Source organism: Streptomyces gobiensis (assembly GCF_021216675.1).
Classification (GTDB): domain Bacteria; phylum Actinomycetota; class Actinomycetes; order Streptomycetales; family Streptomycetaceae; genus Streptomyces; species Streptomyces gobiensis.
Genome location: NZ_CP086120.1, coordinates 1,702,565 through 1,721,131 on the forward strand (window position 1 = coordinate 1,702,565; position 18,567 = coordinate 1,721,131).

The 18,567-nt window shown below is 68.2% G+C and carries 20 protein-coding genes; 7 read left to right on the forward strand and 13 right to left on the reverse strand.

All coding sequences use genetic code 11. From position 1 onward, the window contains the following. Window positions 1-156: 156 nt before the first annotated feature. A complete protein-coding gene (locus test1122_RS07860) occupies window positions 157-426 on the forward strand; it encodes a winged helix-turn-helix domain-containing protein (protein WP_232268445.1) in 270 nt (89 codons plus the stop codon). A 184-nt stretch (window positions 427-610) separates the two neighbouring features. On the opposite strand, the gene test1122_RS07865 is transcribed toward test1122_RS07860, so the two are convergent. Then, on the reverse strand, window positions 611-1,366 hold the full coding sequence (locus test1122_RS07865; RefSeq protein WP_232268446.1) for an MBL fold metallo-hydrolase: 756 nt from the start codon (window positions 1,364-1,366) through the stop codon (window positions 611-613). A gap of 148 nt (window positions 1,367-1,514) precedes the next feature. On the opposite strand from test1122_RS07865, the gene test1122_RS07870 reads away from it, so the two are divergent. Continuing rightward, window positions 1,515-1,979, forward strand: a complete 465-nt coding sequence (locus test1122_RS07870) for a type II toxin-antitoxin system PemK/MazF family toxin (RefSeq protein ID WP_232268447.1) — start codon at window positions 1,515-1,517, stop codon at window positions 1,977-1,979. Window positions 1,980-2,013: 34 nt separating this feature from the next. On the opposite strand, the gene test1122_RS07875 is transcribed toward test1122_RS07870, so the two are convergent. The 7 genes from test1122_RS07875 to clpS form a co-directional block, all read right to left on the reverse strand. Beyond that, the gene (locus test1122_RS07875) at window positions 2,014-2,964 is read right to left on the reverse strand and encodes a PLP-dependent cysteine synthase family protein (RefSeq protein WP_232268448.1); all 951 of its coding nucleotides are present in this window, start codon (window positions 2,962-2,964) and stop codon (window positions 2,014-2,016) included. Then, window positions 2,964-3,242 (reverse strand): MoaD/ThiS family protein, encoded by a 279-nt coding sequence (locus test1122_RS07880; RefSeq protein ID WP_232268449.1) that lies wholly within the window; start codon window positions 3,240-3,242, stop codon window positions 2,964-2,966. The genes test1122_RS07875 and test1122_RS07880 overlap by 1 nt, the downstream gene beginning before the upstream one ends. A gap of 89 nt (window positions 3,243-3,331) precedes the next feature. Further along, the gene (locus tag test1122_RS26680; protein WP_338423520.1) at window positions 3,332-3,427 is read right to left on the reverse strand and encodes a putative leader peptide; all 96 of its coding nucleotides are present in this window, start codon (window positions 3,425-3,427) and stop codon (window positions 3,332-3,334) included. A gap of 66 nt (window positions 3,428-3,493) precedes the next feature. Next, window positions 3,494-3,925: a M67 family metallopeptidase gene (locus tag test1122_RS07885; RefSeq protein ID WP_232268450.1), complete on the reverse strand. Its 432-nt coding sequence runs from the start codon at window positions 3,923-3,925 to the stop codon at window positions 3,494-3,496. A gap of 132 nt (window positions 3,926-4,057) precedes the next feature. Further along, window positions 4,058-5,653, reverse strand: a complete 1,596-nt coding sequence (locus test1122_RS07890; protein WP_232268451.1) for an alanine/glycine:cation symporter family protein — start codon at window positions 5,651-5,653, stop codon at window positions 4,058-4,060. 357 nt (window positions 5,654-6,010) lie between these two features. Next, window positions 6,011-6,607 carry a DUF2017 domain-containing protein gene (locus test1122_RS07895; RefSeq protein ID WP_232268452.1) on the reverse strand — a complete coding sequence of 199 codons (597 nt, stop codon included), beginning with the start codon at window positions 6,605-6,607 and terminating at the stop codon, window positions 6,011-6,013. After that, on the reverse strand, window positions 6,607-6,915 hold the full coding sequence (clpS, locus tag test1122_RS07900) for an ATP-dependent Clp protease adapter ClpS (protein ID WP_232268453.1): 309 nt from the start codon (window positions 6,913-6,915) through the stop codon (window positions 6,607-6,609). The genes test1122_RS07895 and clpS overlap by 1 nt, the downstream gene beginning before the upstream one ends. Before the next feature lie 128 nt (window positions 6,916-7,043). Here clpS and test1122_RS07905 point away from each other — a divergent pair, with 128 nt between their 5' ends. Further along, on the forward strand, window positions 7,044-8,375 hold the full coding sequence (locus test1122_RS07905) for a nicotinate phosphoribosyltransferase (protein WP_232268454.1): 1,332 nt from the start codon (window positions 7,044-7,046) through the stop codon (window positions 8,373-8,375). A gap of 150 nt (window positions 8,376-8,525) precedes the next feature. Then, window positions 8,526-9,110, forward strand: coding sequence for an isochorismatase family protein (locus tag test1122_RS07910; RefSeq protein WP_232268455.1), 585 nt, complete (start codon window positions 8,526-8,528; stop codon window positions 9,108-9,110). A 547-nt stretch (window positions 9,111-9,657) separates the two neighbouring features. On the opposite strand, the gene test1122_RS07915 is transcribed toward test1122_RS07910, so the two are convergent. Both test1122_RS07915 and test1122_RS07920 read right to left on the reverse strand, forming a co-directional pair. Next, window positions 9,658-10,020, reverse strand: coding sequence for a hypothetical protein (locus test1122_RS07915; RefSeq protein ID WP_232268456.1), 363 nt, complete (start codon window positions 10,018-10,020; stop codon window positions 9,658-9,660). Window positions 10,021-10,140: 120 nt separating this feature from the next. Further along, window positions 10,141-12,519, reverse strand: a complete 2,379-nt coding sequence (locus tag test1122_RS07920) for an immune inhibitor A domain-containing protein (protein WP_422396944.1) — start codon at window positions 12,517-12,519, stop codon at window positions 10,141-10,143. A 292-nt stretch (window positions 12,520-12,811) separates the two neighbouring features. On the opposite strand from test1122_RS07920, the gene test1122_RS07925 reads away from it, so the two are divergent. Beyond that, window positions 12,812-13,087, forward strand: a complete 276-nt coding sequence (locus tag test1122_RS07925) for a hypothetical protein (protein ID WP_232268458.1) — start codon at window positions 12,812-12,814, stop codon at window positions 13,085-13,087. 20 nt (window positions 13,088-13,107) lie between these two features. Here test1122_RS07925 and test1122_RS07930 read toward each other — a convergent pair whose 3' ends face one another. Then, window positions 13,108-13,773 carry an RDD family protein gene (locus test1122_RS07930; RefSeq protein ID WP_232268459.1) on the reverse strand — a complete coding sequence of 222 codons (666 nt, stop codon included), beginning with the start codon at window positions 13,771-13,773 and terminating at the stop codon, window positions 13,108-13,110. A gap of 127 nt (window positions 13,774-13,900) precedes the next feature. Continuing rightward, entirely contained in the window at window positions 13,901-15,346 is a 1,446-nt protein-coding gene (locus test1122_RS07935; protein WP_232268460.1) for an RDD family protein, read from the reverse strand. A gap of 229 nt (window positions 15,347-15,575) precedes the next feature. Here test1122_RS07935 and test1122_RS07940 point away from each other — a divergent pair, with 229 nt between their 5' ends. Next, entirely contained in the window at window positions 15,576-16,019 is a 444-nt protein-coding gene (locus test1122_RS07940) for an SsgA family sporulation/cell division regulator (RefSeq protein ID WP_232268461.1), read from the forward strand. A gap of 20 nt (window positions 16,020-16,039) precedes the next feature. Here the strand turns inward: test1122_RS07940 and test1122_RS07945 are convergent, their stop codons facing one another. Continuing rightward, window positions 16,040-17,407 carry an FAD-binding oxidoreductase gene (locus tag test1122_RS07945; RefSeq protein WP_232268462.1) on the reverse strand — a complete coding sequence of 456 codons (1,368 nt, stop codon included), beginning with the start codon at window positions 17,405-17,407 and terminating at the stop codon, window positions 16,040-16,042. 101 nt (window positions 17,408-17,508) lie between these two features. On the opposite strand from test1122_RS07945, the gene surE reads away from it, so the two are divergent. After that, window positions 17,509-18,549, forward strand: a complete 1,041-nt coding sequence (gene surE, locus test1122_RS07950) for a 5'/3'-nucleotidase SurE (RefSeq protein ID WP_232268463.1) — start codon at window positions 17,509-17,511, stop codon at window positions 18,547-18,549. Window positions 18,550-18,567: the final 18 nt, after the last annotated feature.

Here is an 18,567-nt window from a genome sequence, read left to right on the forward strand (position 1 = left end):
GTTCGTACCTGCCGCCGGGGTTTTTCTGTGGCCTGTTTGTTTGGTTGGAAGTCCTGACGCTAGCGACTTGTCTAGTGCTTGTCCACCCATGCATAACCGCTGTCCCTGTATGTAGCTGGACAGGCGAGTTTGTGCAGTCTTGACTAGCGTCAAGATATGGAGATCGACTACGGCTCGTACCTTCCGCCGTACCGGCAGATTGCGGCAGAGCTCATTGCCGACATCGAGCGCGGCACGCTGCGGCCCGGTCGGGCGATCCCGTCGGAGCCGCAGCTTGTGCAGCGGTACGGCGTAGCGCGTGCCACGGTCCGCCGCGCGGTCGCCTATCTCCGTGACCAGGGGTACGTGTTCACCATCCCGCACCGTGGTACGTACGTCGCCCTTGAACCACCCGCCACTGACCAGGACAACACCCCGGACGATTAAGGCTGCTGCGGTGTAGCTGGACGACTTCGTCGCCTGCTTCTAACCCTCAGACCGACAGGCGCAGGTACAGGGGAAGGGCTGACTCAGGCCCGAGGCGCGGTCGGGCTTCTGCCACCACAGCGGATGGTCCGCGCACGTCTCCACCGTCCGGGGCGGGGGCCTGTCGCGCCCCGGGGAGCCGGGCTCAGAGCTCGTAGACCGCGCCCGCCCGAGCCAGCTCCACCGGCCCGTCGTAGACGGACTTCGCGTCGCGCAGATTGATCTGCGCATCCGTCCACGGCGGAATATGCGTCAGCACGAGTCGCCCCGCCCCCGCATCGCGGGCGCACATCCCCGCCTGCATCCCATTCAGATGCAGCCCGGGAATGTCCTCCTTGCCATTGGTGAAGGACGCCTCGCAGAGGAAGAGGTCCGCACCCATGGCCAGGCTCTCCAGGGCGTCGCACGGCCCGGTGTCACCTGAGTAGGTGAGCACCGCACCCCCCTGCTCGATACGGAAGCCGTACGCCTCCACCGGGTGCGCCACCAGCTCCGTACGGATACGGAAGGGCCCCGCTTCGAAGCTCCCGCCGGGTGTCAGGGTGCGGAAGTCGAAGACCTCGCTCATCGACTTCTCCGAGGGCGTGTCGGCGTAGGCCGTGGTCAGCCGCTGCTCGGTCCCCATAGGCCCGTACACCGGGATGGGTGCGCAGCGGCCGCCCTCATGACGGTAGTACCGAGCCACGAAATAGCCGCACATATCGATGCAGTGGTCCGCGTGCAGATGGCTGAGGACAATCGCGTCGAGGTCATACAGACCGCAGTGGCGCTGCAGCTCACCCAAGGAGCCATTGCCCATATCGAACAGCAGCCGGTAGCCGTCGCCTTCCACGAGGTAACTCGAACAGGCCGATTCCGCGGACGGGAACGATCCCGAGCAGCCGACGACGGTGAGCTTCATAGGGGCGGGAACCTCCGTGCAGCCCGACGAGAGGGGGTTTCCCGAGCGTAAGGCGCGGGAGGGCGGGTGGCTCCTCCGGAACGCACTGGTGTGGGCGGAATCACCAGGGCGGGGTACGGTCGAAATTGCGGGATCTTGGAGGTGCGGCGTGGATACGTCCTGGTGGCTGGCGCTGGGCGCGGTCGTAGCGCTGGCACTGGTCGCTGCGCTGGTCGACGGCCGTATGCGGCTGGCGAAGCCGCGACAGCCCGTGCCGCCCAGACGGCAGGGCCCCCGGCCGCCCGGGCCGATGCCGGATCCGGAGCCGGGTGAGATCTGGTGGGGGTGGGTGCCGTATGACGACGGGGCGAGACCGAAGGACCGGCCCTATCTCGTCCTTTCGGTGGACGATGACAGTGACGGTGCCCGGGTTATGAGGATCATCAGCAAGTGGCCGGGGCCGGACCGGCCCCAGGGGATCGCGCTGCCGCCGGGGACGGTGGATGATCCGCATGGGCGGCCGAGCTTTTTGGTCACCGACGAGCTGCGGGATGTGCCGCTCTGGGATCTGCGGCGGCGTGCGGGAGCTGTGGACTCCGCGCTGTGGAAGCGGGTCCGCCACGTGGTGCACTAGCGCCGGGGGTGGGTTTCCCCGTATCCCGCCCCTCTCAGGCCCAGAGTTGGCCCTGGAGGGCGGTTACGGCCGCTTCCGTGGAGGGTGCGGTGTAGATGCCGGTCGACATGTACTTCCAGCCGCCGTCCGCGACCACGAACGCGATATCGGCGGACTCCCCGGCGCGGAGCGCCTTGCGGCCGACGCCGATCGCCGCGTGCAGCACGGCTCCGCTGGAGACGCCCGCGAAGATTCCCTCTTCGGCGAGGAGCTCCCGGGTGCGGGACACCGCGTCCTCGGAGCCGACCGAGTAGCGGGTGGTGAGCACCGACGCGTCATAGAGCTCCGGGACGAAGCCCTCGTCGAGGTTGCGCAGGCCGTAGACCAGATCGTCATAGCGCGGCTCGGCGGCGACGATCTGGATATCGGGGCGGTTCTCCCGTAGATAGCGCCCAGCGCCCATCAGCGTGCCGGTGGTGCCCAAACCCGCGACAAAGTGGGTGATGGTGGGCAGATCCGCCAGGATCTCCGGGCCGGTGGTGGCGTAGTGGGCGCCCGCGTTGTCGGGGTTGCCGTACTGGTAGAGCATCACCCAGTCCGGATGCTCCGCAGCCAGCTCCTTGGCGACCCGGACGGCCGTGTTGGAGCCCCCGGCGGCCGGGGAGGAGATGATCTCGGCGCCCCACATCGCCAGCAGCTGGCGCCGCTCCTCGCTCGTGTTCTCCGGCATCACACAGACGATGCGGTAGCCCTTGAGCTTGGCCGCCATCGCCAGCGAGATGCCGGTGTTGCCGGAGGTCGGTTCCAGAATGGTGCAGCCCGGTGACAGCCGCCCGGCCTTCTCGGCCTGCTCGATCATATGGAGCGCGGGGCGGTCCTTGATCGAGCCGGTGGGGTTGCGGTCTTCGAGCTTCGCCCAGATACGGACGTTCTCGGCGGGCGACAGCCGCGGCAGCCGTACCAGCGGGGTGTTGCCGACGGCTGCGAGCGGGGAGTCGTAGCGCATCAGCGCATGCCCCCGGCGACGGCCGGAAGGATGGTGATGCTGTCGCCGTCGTTGAGCTTGGTGGAGATGCCGTCCAGGAAGCGGACATCCTCGTCATTGAGGTAGACGTTCACAAAGCGGCGCAGCTCACCGCCGTCGACAAGGCGCTCATGGATTCCGGCGTGCCGTGACTCCAGGTCTGTGAAGAGCTCGGCGAGGGTGGCACCGCTGCCCTCGACGGCCTTCTGGCCATCGGTGTAGGTGCGAAGGATGGTCGGAATGCGGACCTCAATGGCCATGGGTGGGTGCTCCTGGAGAGTCTGGGCGGGCGTGCGCGATGGCGTCAGGGCGTGCGGAGTTACCGCGTCGATCAGGATGGACCGACGGCTCAACACATGGCGCTGGAGAGGCGGCACAGATCGACGTGCAGGCGCGCGACGAGCAGGCTGCCCGGGGCCTTGGAGTTCACGTCGTGGATAACCATGGACTCATCGTAACGATTCCCGGGAACGGAATCGGTCAAGTGTTTCACCATGCGGACGCAGGCGTCTCAGAACGCGTACGACTCTACGATCTTGACCTCTTCCTCGGTGACCTCCCCCGCCACGATGCGGAAGGAACGGAAGGAGAAGGGGCCTTCCTCGTTGCCGCACTCGGCGGTTGAGACGAGGACGTAGTGAGCGCCGGGCTCATTGGCGTAGGAGATATCCGTACGGGACGGGTAGGCCTCGGTCGCGGTGTGCGAGTGGTAGATGACGACCGGCTCCTCATCCCGGTCGTCCATCTCGCGGTAGAGCTTCAGCAGGTCGGTGGAGTCGAACTCGTAGAACGTCGGCGAGCGAGCCGCGTTGAGCATCGGGATGAAGCGCTCAGGACGCCCCTCCCCCACCGTTCCCGCGATGACCCCGCACGCCTCGTCAGGGTGATCCTGTCGGGCGTGCGCGACGATCCGGTCGTGAAGCTCTCGCGTGATAGTCAGCATGCCGCAACCATAATTTGCCGCACCCCCACCCCCAGCAACCAGGTCCGCGAAAGCAAGCGCCGGTTCAGGCGCAAAGACTGTGCCCTGTCCGCACCGTGAGGGCGGTGCGGACAGGGCTTCTCCAGACCGTGGTTACTTGGCAGCGACCGCGGTGGCCTCGGCCGCCTCGGCAGCGGCCTCGCTGGCCTCGATCTCCTCCTCGGTCTCACCCGCGTCGCGGCGACGGGTGTAGTCGAGGACCTTCTTGAGCTCCTTCTTGACGACTGGCGCCAGGAGGTAGAGACCGAAGATGTTGAACAGCGCCGCCATGAAGAGCGTCGCGTCCGACAGGTCCACCAGGACGCCCAGGGAGAGCAGCGCGCCGGTGACGACCATGGTGCAGAAGATGACCTTGTAGGTCAGCTCAGAGGTCTTGCTGTGACCGAACAGGTGGCCCCAGCTCTTCAGACCGTAGTAGCTCCAGGTGATGATCGTCGAGAAGGCGAACAGCACCACGGCGACGGTCAGCACGACCGGGAACCAGGGCAGTGCGGTGTGGAAGGCGTCCGAGGTGATGGAGATACCGACGTTGGCGGCTCCCCGGTCCACATCGGCGACGTCGCCACCGGTGGCCACGGCCTCCCGCGCCGCGAGGTACTTAGGACCGCCCGCGATGATGATGGTCAGCGCGGTCATGGTGCAGATGACGACGGTGTCGATGAACGGCTCGACCATCGCGACCAGACCCTCGGTGGCGGGGCGCTTGGTCTTCACCGCGGAGTGGGCGATCGGCGCGGAGCCAATGCCTGCCTCGTTGGAGAAGGCGGCCCGCTGGAAGCCGACGATCAGGGCACCGATCACACCACCGGCGACACCCTTCGGGCTGAAGGCCTCGGAGAAGATCGTGCCGATGGCGCTGGGCACCTCGGTGACGTTGAAGAGGATGACCAGCAGACAGGCGGCGATGTAGAGGATCGCCATGGAGGGCACCAGACGGCTGGTGACCTTGCCGATGGAGCGCATACCGCCGATGAGCACCAGCGCGACGACCGCGGCGATGAGCAGGCCGTAGAAGATCGCGCCACCGTTGGTGCTGAAGATGCTGCCTTCGTCACCGGTGACGGAGACGACCTGCTCCAGGGACTGGTTGACCTGGAAGAGGTTGCCGCCGAAGAAGGTGAAGAACAGGATCATGACGGCGGAGAGGGCCGCGAGGACCTTGCCCAGCCCCGGAAGCCCGCGCTCAGCGAGACCCTTGCGGAGGTAGAGCATCGGGCCACCGTTGACGGTGCCGTCGGCGTTGATCTCCCGGTACTTCACACCGAGGGTGCACTCCACGAACTTCGTGGCCATACCGAGGAGTCCACAGAGGATCATCCAGAAAGTGGCCCCGGGGCCGCCGATGGAGATCGCGATCGCGACACCGGCGATGTTGCCGAGGCCGACGGTGCCGGACACCGCCGAGGTCAGCGCCTGGAAGTGGGTGATCTCGCCAGGTGCGTCCTTCTGCTCGTACTTGCCGCGGACCAGCTTGATGGCGGTCTTGAAGTGCCTGACCTGGGCGAACCCAAAGTAGATGGAGAAGACGGCACCGGCTACGACCAGCCAGCCGACGATGAGCGGGAAGTCGGTTCCGAAGACGTTGACTTTGTAGAAGACAACCTCGTTCAGGAACTTGGAGACCGGTTCAAAGACGCTGTTTACAGCGTCATTGACCGAGTCAGTCCAAGAGGTTTCGCTGTTTGCCATGGATTACCTCTGGCTGATGCGACTGCGGGGACGGGGTGAGGCGCTTTGCCTGTTTTTATGCGTGCGGACAGACGAACTACGTTGTCCAAATGCCGAGCGCAGACATACCTCCGACGTTCGCCGGGGCGTCACTTCCCCGTAAAACTCGGATTGGGAGTTCCTACCACGGAGAGCGACCACGACTGTGTGATCTACGCCACTCGTCCGCATTACGGTCAAGTCACAGGGGAATGTTTCACCGCAAAACGGTCACTTGGTGCGCTGAGATTTGCGAGCTGCCCGATTATCGATCAAATGCCATGACAATACGTGACCGTAATAAGCCTTAGCGCTTCAGGGCTCCAGGGGAGCAGGGCTTCAAGGAAGCAGGGTCTCGACCAGCGACTCCTGCAGCCCGCCGAGCCAGAGGTAGGCCATCACCATCGGCTTGCGCGGGTCCGAGTCCGGCAGGGCGTAGAGACCGTTGCCGTCCTCCTCGTCGGTGATCTCCAGCCGGGCTCCAATGGCCAGCCGTAGATCGTTGAGCGCGCCAAGCCACTGGCGGGACTCATCCGGGGTGAGCGTGAGCACCGCACCCTGATCACCGGCGGGAGTCAGCGCGTCCAGGGCCTTTACCACCGCGAGGCCGTCTTCGCGCTTACGGGCCCGCAGATCGTTCTCCGTAAAGCGCCGGAACTCCGCCGAGGCCGCCCGGGCGTCATCGTCCTGCTTCTGGTCGGGGCCGCTGTAGGCGTCCGGGAAGAACCGGGCCAGCGCCGGGTCGGACGGCGGCTCGCTGGGCCCCTCGGCGAAGAGCTCGTCCAGCGGGTCTCCGCCGTTCGCGGGTTCCTCGCCCGGTCCGATCAGCTCCAGGAGCTGTATGGCGAGACTGCGGAGGATGGAGATCTCGACCTCGTCCAGGGCGATCGCGGCACCGCCGGGCACACTGGTGGCCGGTTCGAAGTAACCCGCCATCAACGGTCCTGCTGAAGGGTCGCCCACAGGCCGTAGCCATGCATCGCCTGCACGTCTCGCTCCATTTCCTCGCGGCTGCCGCTGGAAACGATCGCGCGGCCCTTGTGGTGGACGTCCATCATGAGCCTCCTGGCCTTGTCCTTCGGATAGCCGAAGTAGCTCTGGAAGACGTACGTCACATAGCTCATGAGGTTAACGGGATCGTTGTGAACGACCGTGACCCAGGGGACATCGGGCTCAGGCACCGCCTGGGCCGCCTCGCTCGACTCAGTACGTTCGATCTCTACGGGTACGGTCACAAGTTCCATGCTGCCACCGGTCAGGGGGCCGTGCGCAAACGCCTCGGCCCAACCCGACACAAACGGCCGATCCCGTCACCCCGTCACCCCCGTTCAAATATCGTCACGCTGACGAGATGCGGAGTAGCATCGCACGTATGAACGCTGCTGAGGACCTAGGACTGCCGGTCGCTGTGCCGTCAACGGCGCTCTTCACGGACCACTACGAACTCACCATGGTGCAGGCCGCGCTGCGCGCCGGGACCGCACACCGGCGCTCGGTCTTCGAGGTCTTCACCCGGCGACTCCCCGACGGCCGCCGCTATGGCGTCGTGGCGGGCACCGGGCGCGTCCTGGACGCGGTGGCGAACTTCCGCTTTGAGCCCGGTGTGCTGGACTTTCTGCGCGAGCGGCGGATCGTGGACGAGCCGACCCTGGAGTGGCTCGCGCACTACCGCTTCCGCGGCGACATCTACGGCTACCCGGAGGGCGAGGTCTACTTCCCCGGCTCGCCGATCATGCGGGTCGAGGGCACGTTCGCGGAGGCTGTGCTGCTGGAGACGGTGGTCCTGTCCATCCTCAACCACGACTCGGCCGTCGCGGCCGCCGCGTCCCGGATGGCGGTGGCCGCGGGCGACCGGCCGCTGGTCGAGATGGGCGCCCGGCGCACCCATGAGCTGTCGGCGGTGGCGGCGGCGCGGGCGGCCTATATCGGCGGCTTCGCCTCCACCTCCGACCTGGCCGCGGGCTTCCGCTACGGCATCCCCACCATCGGGACGAGCGCCCACGCCTTCACCCTGCTGCACGACAGCGAACGGGACGCCTTCACCGCCCAGGTCGATTCGCTGGGCCGGGGCACCACGCTGCTGGTCGACACCTACGACGTCACCGAGGCGGTACGTACGGCCGTGGAGGTGGCCGGTCCCGGACTGGGCGCCGTACGGATCGACTCCGGCGATCTGCTGCTGCTGGCCCACCGGGTACGGCAGCAGCTGGACGACCTGGGTGCCGGGGACACCCGGATCGTCGTCACCAGCGATCTTGACGAGTACGCCATCGCCTCGCTCGCCGCGGCACCGGTAAACGCGTATGGCGTGGGTACTCAGTTGGTGACCGGGAGCGGGCACCCGACCTGCTCGATGGTGTACAAGATGGTCGCCCGCACGGATACGGATGACCCGAGGGCCCCGCTGCGGCCGGTCGCGAAGAAGGCGCTGGGCGGCAAGCTGTCGGTCGGCGGCGCCAAGTGGGCGGCGCGGCGCCGGGACGCCGATGGGGTCGCGGAGGCGGAGGTGGTCGGTACTGGCGAGATTCCGGCCGAGCTGGCCGGGCAGGAGCTCCTCGTGGAGCTGGTGCGGGACGGGGAGATCGTCACGCGTGAGCCGCTGAAGGCCCACCGTGACCGGCATAAACGGGCCCGCGACGGGCTGCCGATGTCAGCCACCCAGCTCTCCCGCGGTGAGCCGGCTCTGCCGACGGTATACGTGTAGTTCCAGCGGCTTTCCAGCCGCGTTCCAGCGGCGGAGTAGCCAATGAGGCGCGCACTCCCGGAATGAGCTCCGAGTGTCTAGTCTCAGACACATTGGCCGACCGTCCCACACCCCCCATCAACCAGCTTTCACAGCCGAAGGGTGTGCACCATGCACCGGGCACTGATTGTCGTAGATGTGCAGAATGACTTCTGCGAGGGCGGCAGCCTCGCGGTCGCCGGAGGCGCCGATGTGGCCGCCGCCATCACCGACCTCGTCGGCAACGCGACCGCGGGTTACCGCCATGTGGTCGCTACCCGCGACCACCACATCGCTCCCGGAGACCACTTCTCCGACCAGCCCGACTTCGTACACTCCTGGCCGCCCCACTGCGTCGCGGGCACGGAGGGTGTGGGCTTCCACCCGAACTTCGCACCGGTGGTCGCCTCCGGCTCCACCGACGCGGTCTTCGACAAGGGCGCCTATGAGGCGGCGTACAGCGGCTTCGAGGGGACCGATGAGAACGGGACCCCGCTGGCCGACTGGCTGCGCGCTCACGACGTCACTGAGGTCGACATCGTGGGCATCGCCACGGACCACTGTGTCCGGGCCACGGCACTGGACGCGGCGCGCGAGGGATTTACGACGCATGTCCTCCTCGGCCTGACCGCGGGTGTCGCGGAGGAGAGCACCAACCGCGCCCTCGACGAGCTACGCGAAGCGGGCATCAAACTAACCGGCGCCCCTGTGGTCTGACCGGGGGACCTTTCCCCAACCCCACCCCTTCCCGAAACTGTGGGCTGCCGCCCCCAGACCCCCGAGGTGTTGTGGGCACTCGGGCCGCCCGAGGGGCGATGGGGGTCCCCCCATGCCCTTAAGGCTATGGGGGAGGGTGGGCACAACCCGGCCACCGACCCGCACCAGCAAACCCCGGGGCCCGGGGCAAAGCCCCGGTTTCCGGGAAGGGGCGGGATACGGGGACACCCACCCACGGCACCCCCGCAGCCGGGCGAAGCCCCGCCACGCGGCGGAGCCGCATACCGGCACAGCCGGGAAGGGGCGAGACACAGGGAACCCACCCACGCCACCCCCGCGCCGGGGCGAAGCCCCGCCACGCGGCGGAGCCGCACACCGGCACAACCGGGAAGGGGCCGGAACACGGGGGCACCCACCCACAGCACCCCCGCCCCCGGGCGGAGCTCCGCCGCGCGGCGGAGCCGGGCATCGGCGCAGCCGGGAAGGGGTGCCCGCGGGCGGAGGCCGCTGGAGGCTCAGCGGGGAAGCCCGCACGCCGCCGGCGGGGCTAGCCGGGGAGTACGGGGGCCACCTCCGGGAGGCTGGGCGCGCAGCGCTGACGCGGCGTACAAGGCCGCAGCAGAGCAGCTATCGGATGCCAGGACTCCGTGTCGTCGTCCGGCGCCGCCCGCCAGACCAGCCCCTCGGGATGGTGAAGCACCGCCGTCACCTCATCAGGCGTGGGCGGCTGCCCATTGCCCCGGAGATAAACGGCGCGCATGCCGAGATTGCGGAGCCTGGTCAGGGCCCGCGGCCGGTTCGCGGCGTGGACGAGAACCCGTACGCGGGTCCCCTCGCTGCACGGTCTCGGTAGTGAGAGCGCGACGACCACGCTGCCGTCGGGCTGCCGTGCGTATCCGCCTTCTGCCATGTTCCTTTCCCCCGTTCGTGACGTTTCCTGCAAGACGCATCTAAACGTGATCGGCCGCTGCCCGCCAGGGGGCAACGGCCGATCATGCTTTGAGCAGGAGTGATAACGCAGAGATACGGTCTATCTCTTCGAGGGCGCCACCTGCACGGTGATCGTCTTACCGCTGAGCGGCTGCTTGACGATCGTGATCCGGGTGTTGGTGTTGGGCACCTTCACACCGGCGGTCGGGTTGGATTCGTACCAGTACGTACCCTTGCGATCGTCGAAGACCGGTTTGCCCGGCTTCAGCTTGACCCACTGAGCCACGCCATCGTTGTGCAGCTTCATGCCACCCGACGGGTACCAGCTGAACGGCGCGTCATAGGACTGGATGCGGTTGCGCATCAGCTCGCCGTCCTTCCACCGCTCCGGCTTGGCATGGGCGTCGATCGGCAGGACAAGGCCCTCGCCCGGGTGGACGCCGACGTTGTTGTCGGACTGCGAGGTGTCCCACAGCCAGATCAGCAGGCCGGTCTGGTTCCGGTAGTGCTCCACCCAGTTCGGCCGGGTGGAGACGAAGCCGAAGTTGTACGGCCCGGTCTTCAGGGTCTTGTCATAGCCGGCGTACTGCCGGTTCTCGGCGATGTAGTACTGCGGGTAGGCCTTGGTGAAGGACTCACCGATGCGCTCGAAGCCGCTGGCCTTCCAGCCCGCGCCCTCGCTCTCCGCGCCGTCTTCCAGGATCGTCTCGCCATCGGCGGTGATGACGATCTCGTCGGCCGTGAAGCCCTTCTCGGCGACAGCGCCATCCGTCCGGTAGTGGAAGCGGAGCTGGATGTGCTGGCCCGCGTACTCGCTCAGCGAGTAGGACAGCTCCACATGGCCGCCGGACTCACCGTGCAGCGCCGGGGTGTCGCTGCCGTCGCGCGGGATCGGCTTGCCGTCGGCGGTGCCGTCGAGCGCGGTCCAGGTCGCCCCGTCGTCGGTGGACACCTGGGTGTAGAGGAAGTCGTAGTCCTCCTCGATCTCCCACCAGCCCTTGAGGTCGAGGGAGGCCCCGGACGTGCCGGTCAGATCGACCGTACGGGTCAGCGAGTTGCGCAGATCGTCACCGCTGCCGCTCCACCACTGCTTCTCACCCGCGGCGGGCCGCACAATCGTGGTGGTGACCTCCTTCGCCGGGAGTTCAACGATCAGCGCCTGCGGGTTCTTCCGCTTCTTCCCGTCCTTCAGCTGGGCCGCGGCGGCGCCGATGGTGTGTCTGGACTTGGCCGCGGCCTTCGCCGTGTCGTAGTCCAGCCAGCCCAGCATCAGCTTGTCCCAGGCGGTCATCTCGCCCGCCGAGTCGCCGATGGCGTCCTTGCCCTTGCCGAGCCAGGAACCCGAGGACATCAACGACCAGTATCCGGTGGAGTTCTCACCGGTGCCGGTGGTGTCGTAGAGGTCCGGCAGTCCGAGGTCGTGGGCGTACTCATGGGCGAAGACACCCAGTCCGCCGTTCTCCGGCTGGATGGTGTAGTCGCCGACCCAGATGCCGGTGTCGCCGATCTGGGCGCCGCCCGCCTTGTTGAAGTCCGGGCCGGTCTTGCCGAAGTCCGTGCCGTAGGCGTACCAACGGTGTGCCCAGATCGCGTCGTCGCCCTGGGCGCCGCCGCCCGCGGACGCGTCTTCGCCCGCGTGCACGATCTGGAAGTGGTCGATGTAGCCGTCGGGCTCATTGAAGTCGCCGTCACCGTCGTGGTCGTAACGGTCCCACTGGTCGTACTGGGCCAGCGCCTCGCGGATCTCCTCGGTGGACTTGCCCGCCGCCTTCTGGTCCTCGGTCCAGCGGTTGACCCCGTCACGGACGACGTCCCAGACGGACTGGCAGACATTCGAACCACAGGCGGTGTTGCCGTAACGCGCCTCGTTGTAGTCGACCTTGACCCAGTCGGAGACCGTGCCGTCGACGGTGTACTTCCCCGAGGACTGAGTCTCGTAGTAGGTCTTCAAGGAGTCTTCGCCGTCGCCGAAGTAGACATCCATGAAGTGGTCGCGGTTGAAGTCCTTCTTCCACAGCGTGGTGTTGTTGTCGCTGCGGTCCGGCTCCGCGATCTCGTTGTGCAGCGGCCCGGGGTCACCGCCGAAGCGGTCATCGATCTTCTCGCCGAACTCCGCCAGGATGGTGAAGATCTTGTCGGTCTTCGCCTGCTCCATCTCGACGTACTTGTCCTTGCCGAGCTTCATGACCTTGGAGCCGTTCCTGGTCTGCGGCTTCTTGCCGGAGGCCAGTTTCTGCATCGCTGCCTGACGCTGAGCGTTCTGCTGCTGGGTCAGCGGACCTTCGAGGTTGTGCTCCGCGTGCTCCGGGTGATCCGGGTGCTCAGCCGCCGCTGCCTTTGAGTGCGGATGCGGCTGGTGGTCCTCATGCTCCTGCGCCTGCGCCGCGGTGGCGGGCAACAGCGCGGTCGCGCCCATAGCGGCGATGGCGGTGGCCAGGGCCGCTGTTCTGGATCTTATGGATCTCCGTGGTCTACTCACGGGTGCGATGTCCTCCCCTGCAAGTTCGATGACTTGTCCGGAGGAATTCGACCTGAGTATCAGAGGAAAAGACAGTCCTTGTTTTGGCCACGACAATCAAGTAGGTTGCGTCGCTTGGCCGTTGGCGGGCGCGTGAGGTGACTCCGTGCGCCCCCCATGCAACGACGCCGTGGGTAAGGTCACGCTTACCACGCACGGCTGGCGGGCAGTTCGAGTCGTAGAGTCGTTCGATGGCGCGCGACTTGACCGACCGACTCAGATAGCTGCCCCTCCCCCGAGGACGGATTCCGCCATGCCGCGTCCGAATCTCGCCCAGATCACCTACGGCTCAGCGACCATCACACTTACCGCCTTTGTACTACTGCTCCTCACTCAGACTCAGTCCGGCACCGGGGTTGTCCTCATCGCGAGCGCGGCGCTCGTGCTCGGGCTGCTCGTAGCGCTCACCGCCCCCGCCGGGCGCCGGGCAGCGGCACGAACGCCGGAACATGAGAGGGCTGGGGCACCCGTGCGGCGCGGCACCTCGAATGCCGAGCCACGGGTACCCCAGCCCTCTCTCCGGCAGTAAAGCCCCCGGCAGTTGTCGCGTCAGGCGGCGACGACCACCGTCTTCGCCGCCTTGTCGTGAACGCACTGGCGATATGGCTTGTCCCAGACGCAGAACAACACGTTCACCAGCCAGAAGAGCGTACCCAGGCAGGGCACGATCGGGGGCAGCGTGTAGACACCCGCGCGGTACCAGCCGGGGTTGCCCGCCGGGATGGAGCCGTTCTCCAGCATGCCCACCCGGATCCTCAGCAGCATCTTGCCGAGGGTCTGGCCTCTGGCGGTCAGCATGAGCCCCTCGTAGACGAAGTAGACGAGGGAATACACGAGCCCGCGCGCGAACCCGCCGCCGAAGTTGCCCCCTGCGCCGCCGTCCGCCGCGAAGTCCTCGGGGCCCAGCAGGAGCGCCAAGACCAGGGACACCGGGATACCGATGATGAGGGCGTCCACAATCCGGGCGAGCAGCCGTCTGCCCCGGGAGGCCAGCGGCGGCATTCCGGCCAGCGGGTCAGGGGCGCCGTAGCCACCGCCGTAGGGGCTCTCGCCATACGGGCCGCCACCGCCCGGCGGTGGGGGCGGTGGCGGGGGTGCGGCGTCATGCGGCGGGCCACCGCCCCCGCCGGGCGGCGGCTCTTCTGGCGACTTCCGGAAGGGGTCCTGCTCCGGCGGCTCGTCGCCGGAGCCGGGCTGCGGCTGATCAGTGCTCATGGCCCGAGTGGAACGCGCGCCCGGGCATCCCGCATCCGGCAAGCGCCGTTCGGGCGATCCGGGTGACCCGTATGCCGGGGCGTGTTACGGGGCGCCCTGTTACGGGATGCCCCTCCCCGTAACCGTCCTACTGCCCGGCTACGAAGGTGCGGGCTGCCTTGTCGTGCCAGCACTGGCGCCACGGCTTGTCAAACAGACACCAGGCCACATTCAGCACGCCGAGCACCGCAACCGCCAGTACCCCGTAGAGGAGCCAGCGCAGCAGCGCGGAGCCAAAGCCCGGCGGGGTCTGCTGCTCCATGTCCAGCACCCGCACACCGCACAGCTTCTTGCCGAGCGTACGTCCCCAACGGGCGGTCGGCAGCGCCTCATAGAGGACACCGAAGAAGAGAATCGCGCCGAGCACCATGGCGAGGTAGGCGCCCGTGGTGGAGTCGATCAGCCAGATCTCCCGGGTCACCCCGGCCTGCTCAGCCGCCGCCACCTTGGCCTGAATGTGGTCGGTGGCCTTGGGCAGCAGCGGCAGCGCGGCCGCCGCGCCCACGGCGGACACCACGATGCCGTCGATCAGCCGGGCGACCAGCCGGCGACCGAGCCCGGCGGGCCGGGCCTGGGCCTGAGCGGCCTGCAGGAAGGGGTCGTTGACCGGCGGCTTCCAGGGAGCCACCGGAGCGGGACCGGGGGCCTGTGGCTGTGCCGGGATGGCCGGCTGGGCGGGCGGGGCTGGCTGAGCTGCTGGCGGGGTAGGGGACTGCGCGGGGGCTGGAGCCGGGTTCTGGGCGGGGGCCTGTGCGGGGTGGGCCAGGTCATGCACCTGCTGTGCCCAGCTCGGCGAGGCGGCCGGGGTGGCTCTCTGTTGCGCGGCGCGGGCGGCGCGGACTTCGGCGATGTCGGCACGGCGCAGCCGGGCGGTGTCCTCAGCACGCCGCTCCGGCTCCTCGGGCTTGACGGCGCGGAAGGTGAAGGTGCCGTCAGCAGCGGGCTGCCGCTCCCCGCCTCCGGTACTGTCCCCGCCGGCCGCGCTGGCCGCGCTGGCCGAACTGTCCCCGCTGGCCGGGCTGTCCGCGCTCGCCGCCGTCTCGGAGTCGGCCGTACGCTGCCAACCGCCGCGCGGATCACCGTCGTTGTGCCCCTCCTCCGCTCCCCAGGACACCCGGCGGTCCTGCTGGCCGCCGAATCCGCCCTGCCGGGAGGCGTCGGCATGCCAGGCGGAGGCCGGCTCCGGCCGGTTGCCGTGCGGCCGTGGAGCGGGCAGCGCGACGCCGCTGGAGGGCGCGGATCCGGCAGACGCCGCAGCGGCCGCGGACGCCGCCGAGGCATCCTCGTCCGCCGGCTCCTCGTCGGCCGGCTCCTCGTCCAGGAAGACCGGCCCGGTCTCCTCCCGGGCCGGTGGTGGCTTCGGCACCCCCGGCGGCGGCTCCGGCATGGGCTCGCCCTCCCGGGGCTCGGGGCGGCTGGTGCCCGGCACCCATGCCGCACCATCCCAGTAGCGCATATATCCGGGAATGGACGGATCCGGGTAATACCCCGCGGGGGTGCTGCCGTTGGCGGATCCTGAGGGAGGCGCGCTCATCTGTCCGGTCCCGTATCTGCTTAGCCGTGGTGGTGTGTTCTTCGCTCCCCAGCATGCTGACGCACCCGGGATGCTGGGTCCACATCTACCAGAGTCGGGTGACCGGCCGCCCCACCCCTGAGGGACCCCATACCTTCTGGCGAAAGAATCTCGCGAAGTCGCGTAATGATGTGCGATCCGCGTGCTCTCTCCGGTGCAGGACACACGTACCCACGAGAGGGGCAATCGCATGCATACCGTCGTCGAACGAGAGCTGGAGCTGCGGCTGGTGGTTCCGCCGGATCACAGCATCCCCGTCCCGGCCCGCCTCACCTACCGTACGGAGGACCCGTACGCCGTCCATGCCGCCTTCCATATCGACTCGGCCGAGCCGGTGCGCTGGGCATTCGCCCGTGAACTGCTGATCGAGGGCGTCTTCCGGCCCTGCGGGCACGGCGATGTCCGGATCTGGCCGACCAGGGTGGACGGTCACACCGCGCTCCGCATAGCGCTCAGTTCGCCCCATGGCGAGGCCTTGCTGGAAGCCCCGGCGGCACCGGTGTCGGCCTGGTTGCAGCGCACACTGCGGGTGGTGGCGCCGGGCAGTGAGCGTACGCGGCTCGGGATCGATGAGGCGTTGAGCGCACTGCTCGCCACGGCCCCGAGCGACGACTCCGGGGAGCCGGGGATCTGAGTGGTGACCCAGCACGGGGTTCAAAACAGCTTGCCCGGGTTGAGCAGGCCGAGGGGGTCAAAGACCCGCTTGATGCCCTGCTGCATCTCGAGGCCGACAGGACCGAGCTCCCGGGCCAGCCACTCCTTCTTCAGCACGCCAACGCCGTGTTCGCCGGTGATGGTGCCGCCCAGCTCCAGGCCGAGCCGCATAATCTCGTCGAAGGAGGTACGGGCGCGGGCCGCCTCTTCCGGGTCGGTCGCGTCGAAGCAGACGGTCGGGTGGGTGTTGCCATCTCCCGCGTGGGCGCAGACCCCGATGGTGAGGCCGTGTTTCTCCCCGATGGCGGCGACGCCCTCCAGCATGGCGGCAAGCCGGGAGCGCGGCACACAGACGTCATCGATCATGGTGGTGCCCTTCACCGCCTCAAGGGCGACCAGGGCGGAGCGCCGCGCCTTCAGCAGCAGCTCGGACTCGGCGGTGTCCTCGGCCGGGACGATCTGGGTCGCCCCGGCGGCCTCGCAGAGCTCGCCGACGGCGGCCAGGTCAGCGGCCGGGTCGGGGACGTCGAAGGCGGCGAGCAGCAGAGCTTCGGTGGTCTCGGGCAGCTCCATATGGGTGAGGTCATTGACCGCTCGCAGGGTCGTACGGTCCATGAGCTCCAGCAGCGAGGGGGTGTGCCCGCGCTCCATGATCCGGCAGACCGCGGCGCAGGCGGCATCGGCGGAGGGGAACTCGGCGGCCAGGGCGAGCTGGCGGGGCGGTTCGGGCTTGAGGGCGAGGATGGCGCGGACGACGATGCCGAGGCTGCCCTCGGAGCCGACGAAGAGCCGGGTCAGGTCGTACCCCGCGACGCCCTTGGCGGTGCGGCGGCCGGTGGACATCAGCCGCCCATCGGCGAGGACGACATCGAGGCCGAGGACGTACTCGGCGGTGACCCCGTACTTCACGCAGCACAGCCCGCCGGAGGCCGTGCCGATATTGCCGCCGATGGTGCACTCCTCCCAGCTGGAGGGGTCCGGCGGATAGTAGAGACCGTACTCACCGACCGCCCGGGACAACGCGGCGTTGACAACTCCCGGCTCCACCACGGCGGTCCGGTCGACCGGGCTGATCTCCAGGATCCGGTCCATCTTGAGCAGGGACAGGACGATGCAGCCGTCGGAGGCGTTGGCGCCCCCGGACAGGCCCGTACGGGCGCCCTGCGGGACGACCGGCGTACGGGTGGCGGTGGCGGTGCGCATGATGTGCTGCACCTGCTGGACGGTGCGCGGCAGCACCACGACGGCGGGCGGCCCGGCCTCGCAGAAGCTGGCCATGTCATGCGCGTAGGCACCCATGATGTCGGGGTCGGTGAGGATCGCCTCCGCCGGCAGTCCCGTACGCAGCTGTTCGATCAGTCCGGCCATGATGCCACCCTTGCATCCACCCATACCGGATACAACATAACGCTGAGCAAACGCCGAACGCGCCTTGTGATGACGGTCCGTCAGTTCTACGGTCCAGCGCCATGCGCGGAATCGATGGAAGCAATGGAAGCAAAGGCCTCAATGGCGTCAACGGCATCAACGGAGTCCTACGCAAGGCAATAGCTCTGGTCGCGGCGGCCGCGGCAGGCTCGGTCCTGGTGACCGGATCAAGCGCGGCGTCGGAGCCCACGCAGTCCACGAAGCCCACGAACCCGACGAAGCCCACGGCGGCGGAACCTTCAGCAGCGGGGACGCTGCGGGTGCTGCTGAGCAATGATGACGGGTTTGAGCATCCGTATCTACGGGTGCTGCGGGGTGCCTTGGAGAAGGCCGGGCACGAGGTGGTGATCGTCGCCCCGGCCGGGGACCGGTCGGGCAGCGGCACCGGGATGAACTTCACCATGGGCGCCACGGTGCGGGCCACCGAGGCCGAGCCGGGTATCTGGTCGGTGGAGGGCTCGCCGGGGGACGCGGTCGCCTTCGGCGTGCAGAACGTGTTCGCGGAGGCTGAGCCGGATGTGGTGGTCTCCGGTGTGAACCCCGGGCCCAATGCCGGCCCGACCGCCAACCACTCCGGGACGGTCGGCGCCACGGTCGCCGCGCTGGAAGCGGGCGTGCCGTCGGTGGCGGTGAGCGCCGGGTTCGATCTGACCAACCCGGACGATCTCTTCCCGTCGGTGCCGCAGGCCGCGGACTTCACGGTACGGACGGTGGAACGGCTGGCAGCCACATCGGACGGCGGCCCGCTGTTGCCGCCGTACACCTCGCTGAACATCAACTACCCGGCGAAGCCAGCGGGCAAGGTCGCCTTTACGAAGGTGGGGCGCGCCCAGAGCATCACCCGGCGGTTTGTGCCGGACCCGGGGAGCTGCGCCACCTGCTACAAGATCCGGTTGGGGTTCAACCCCGACGCGCCTGAGCCGGTCGGCAGCGCGGATACGCGTGCGCTGGCGGCGAACGATGTCTCGGTGACCCTGCTGACCGCCGACTGGACGGCCTCCTACTGGGCCCGCGGGGCCCAGCCGCCGTCCCAGCGGGACGTACTGCGGACGCGGTACCGGCTTTCCGGGCTGCGGCCATAGCCGCCCGGCTCGCCCGCC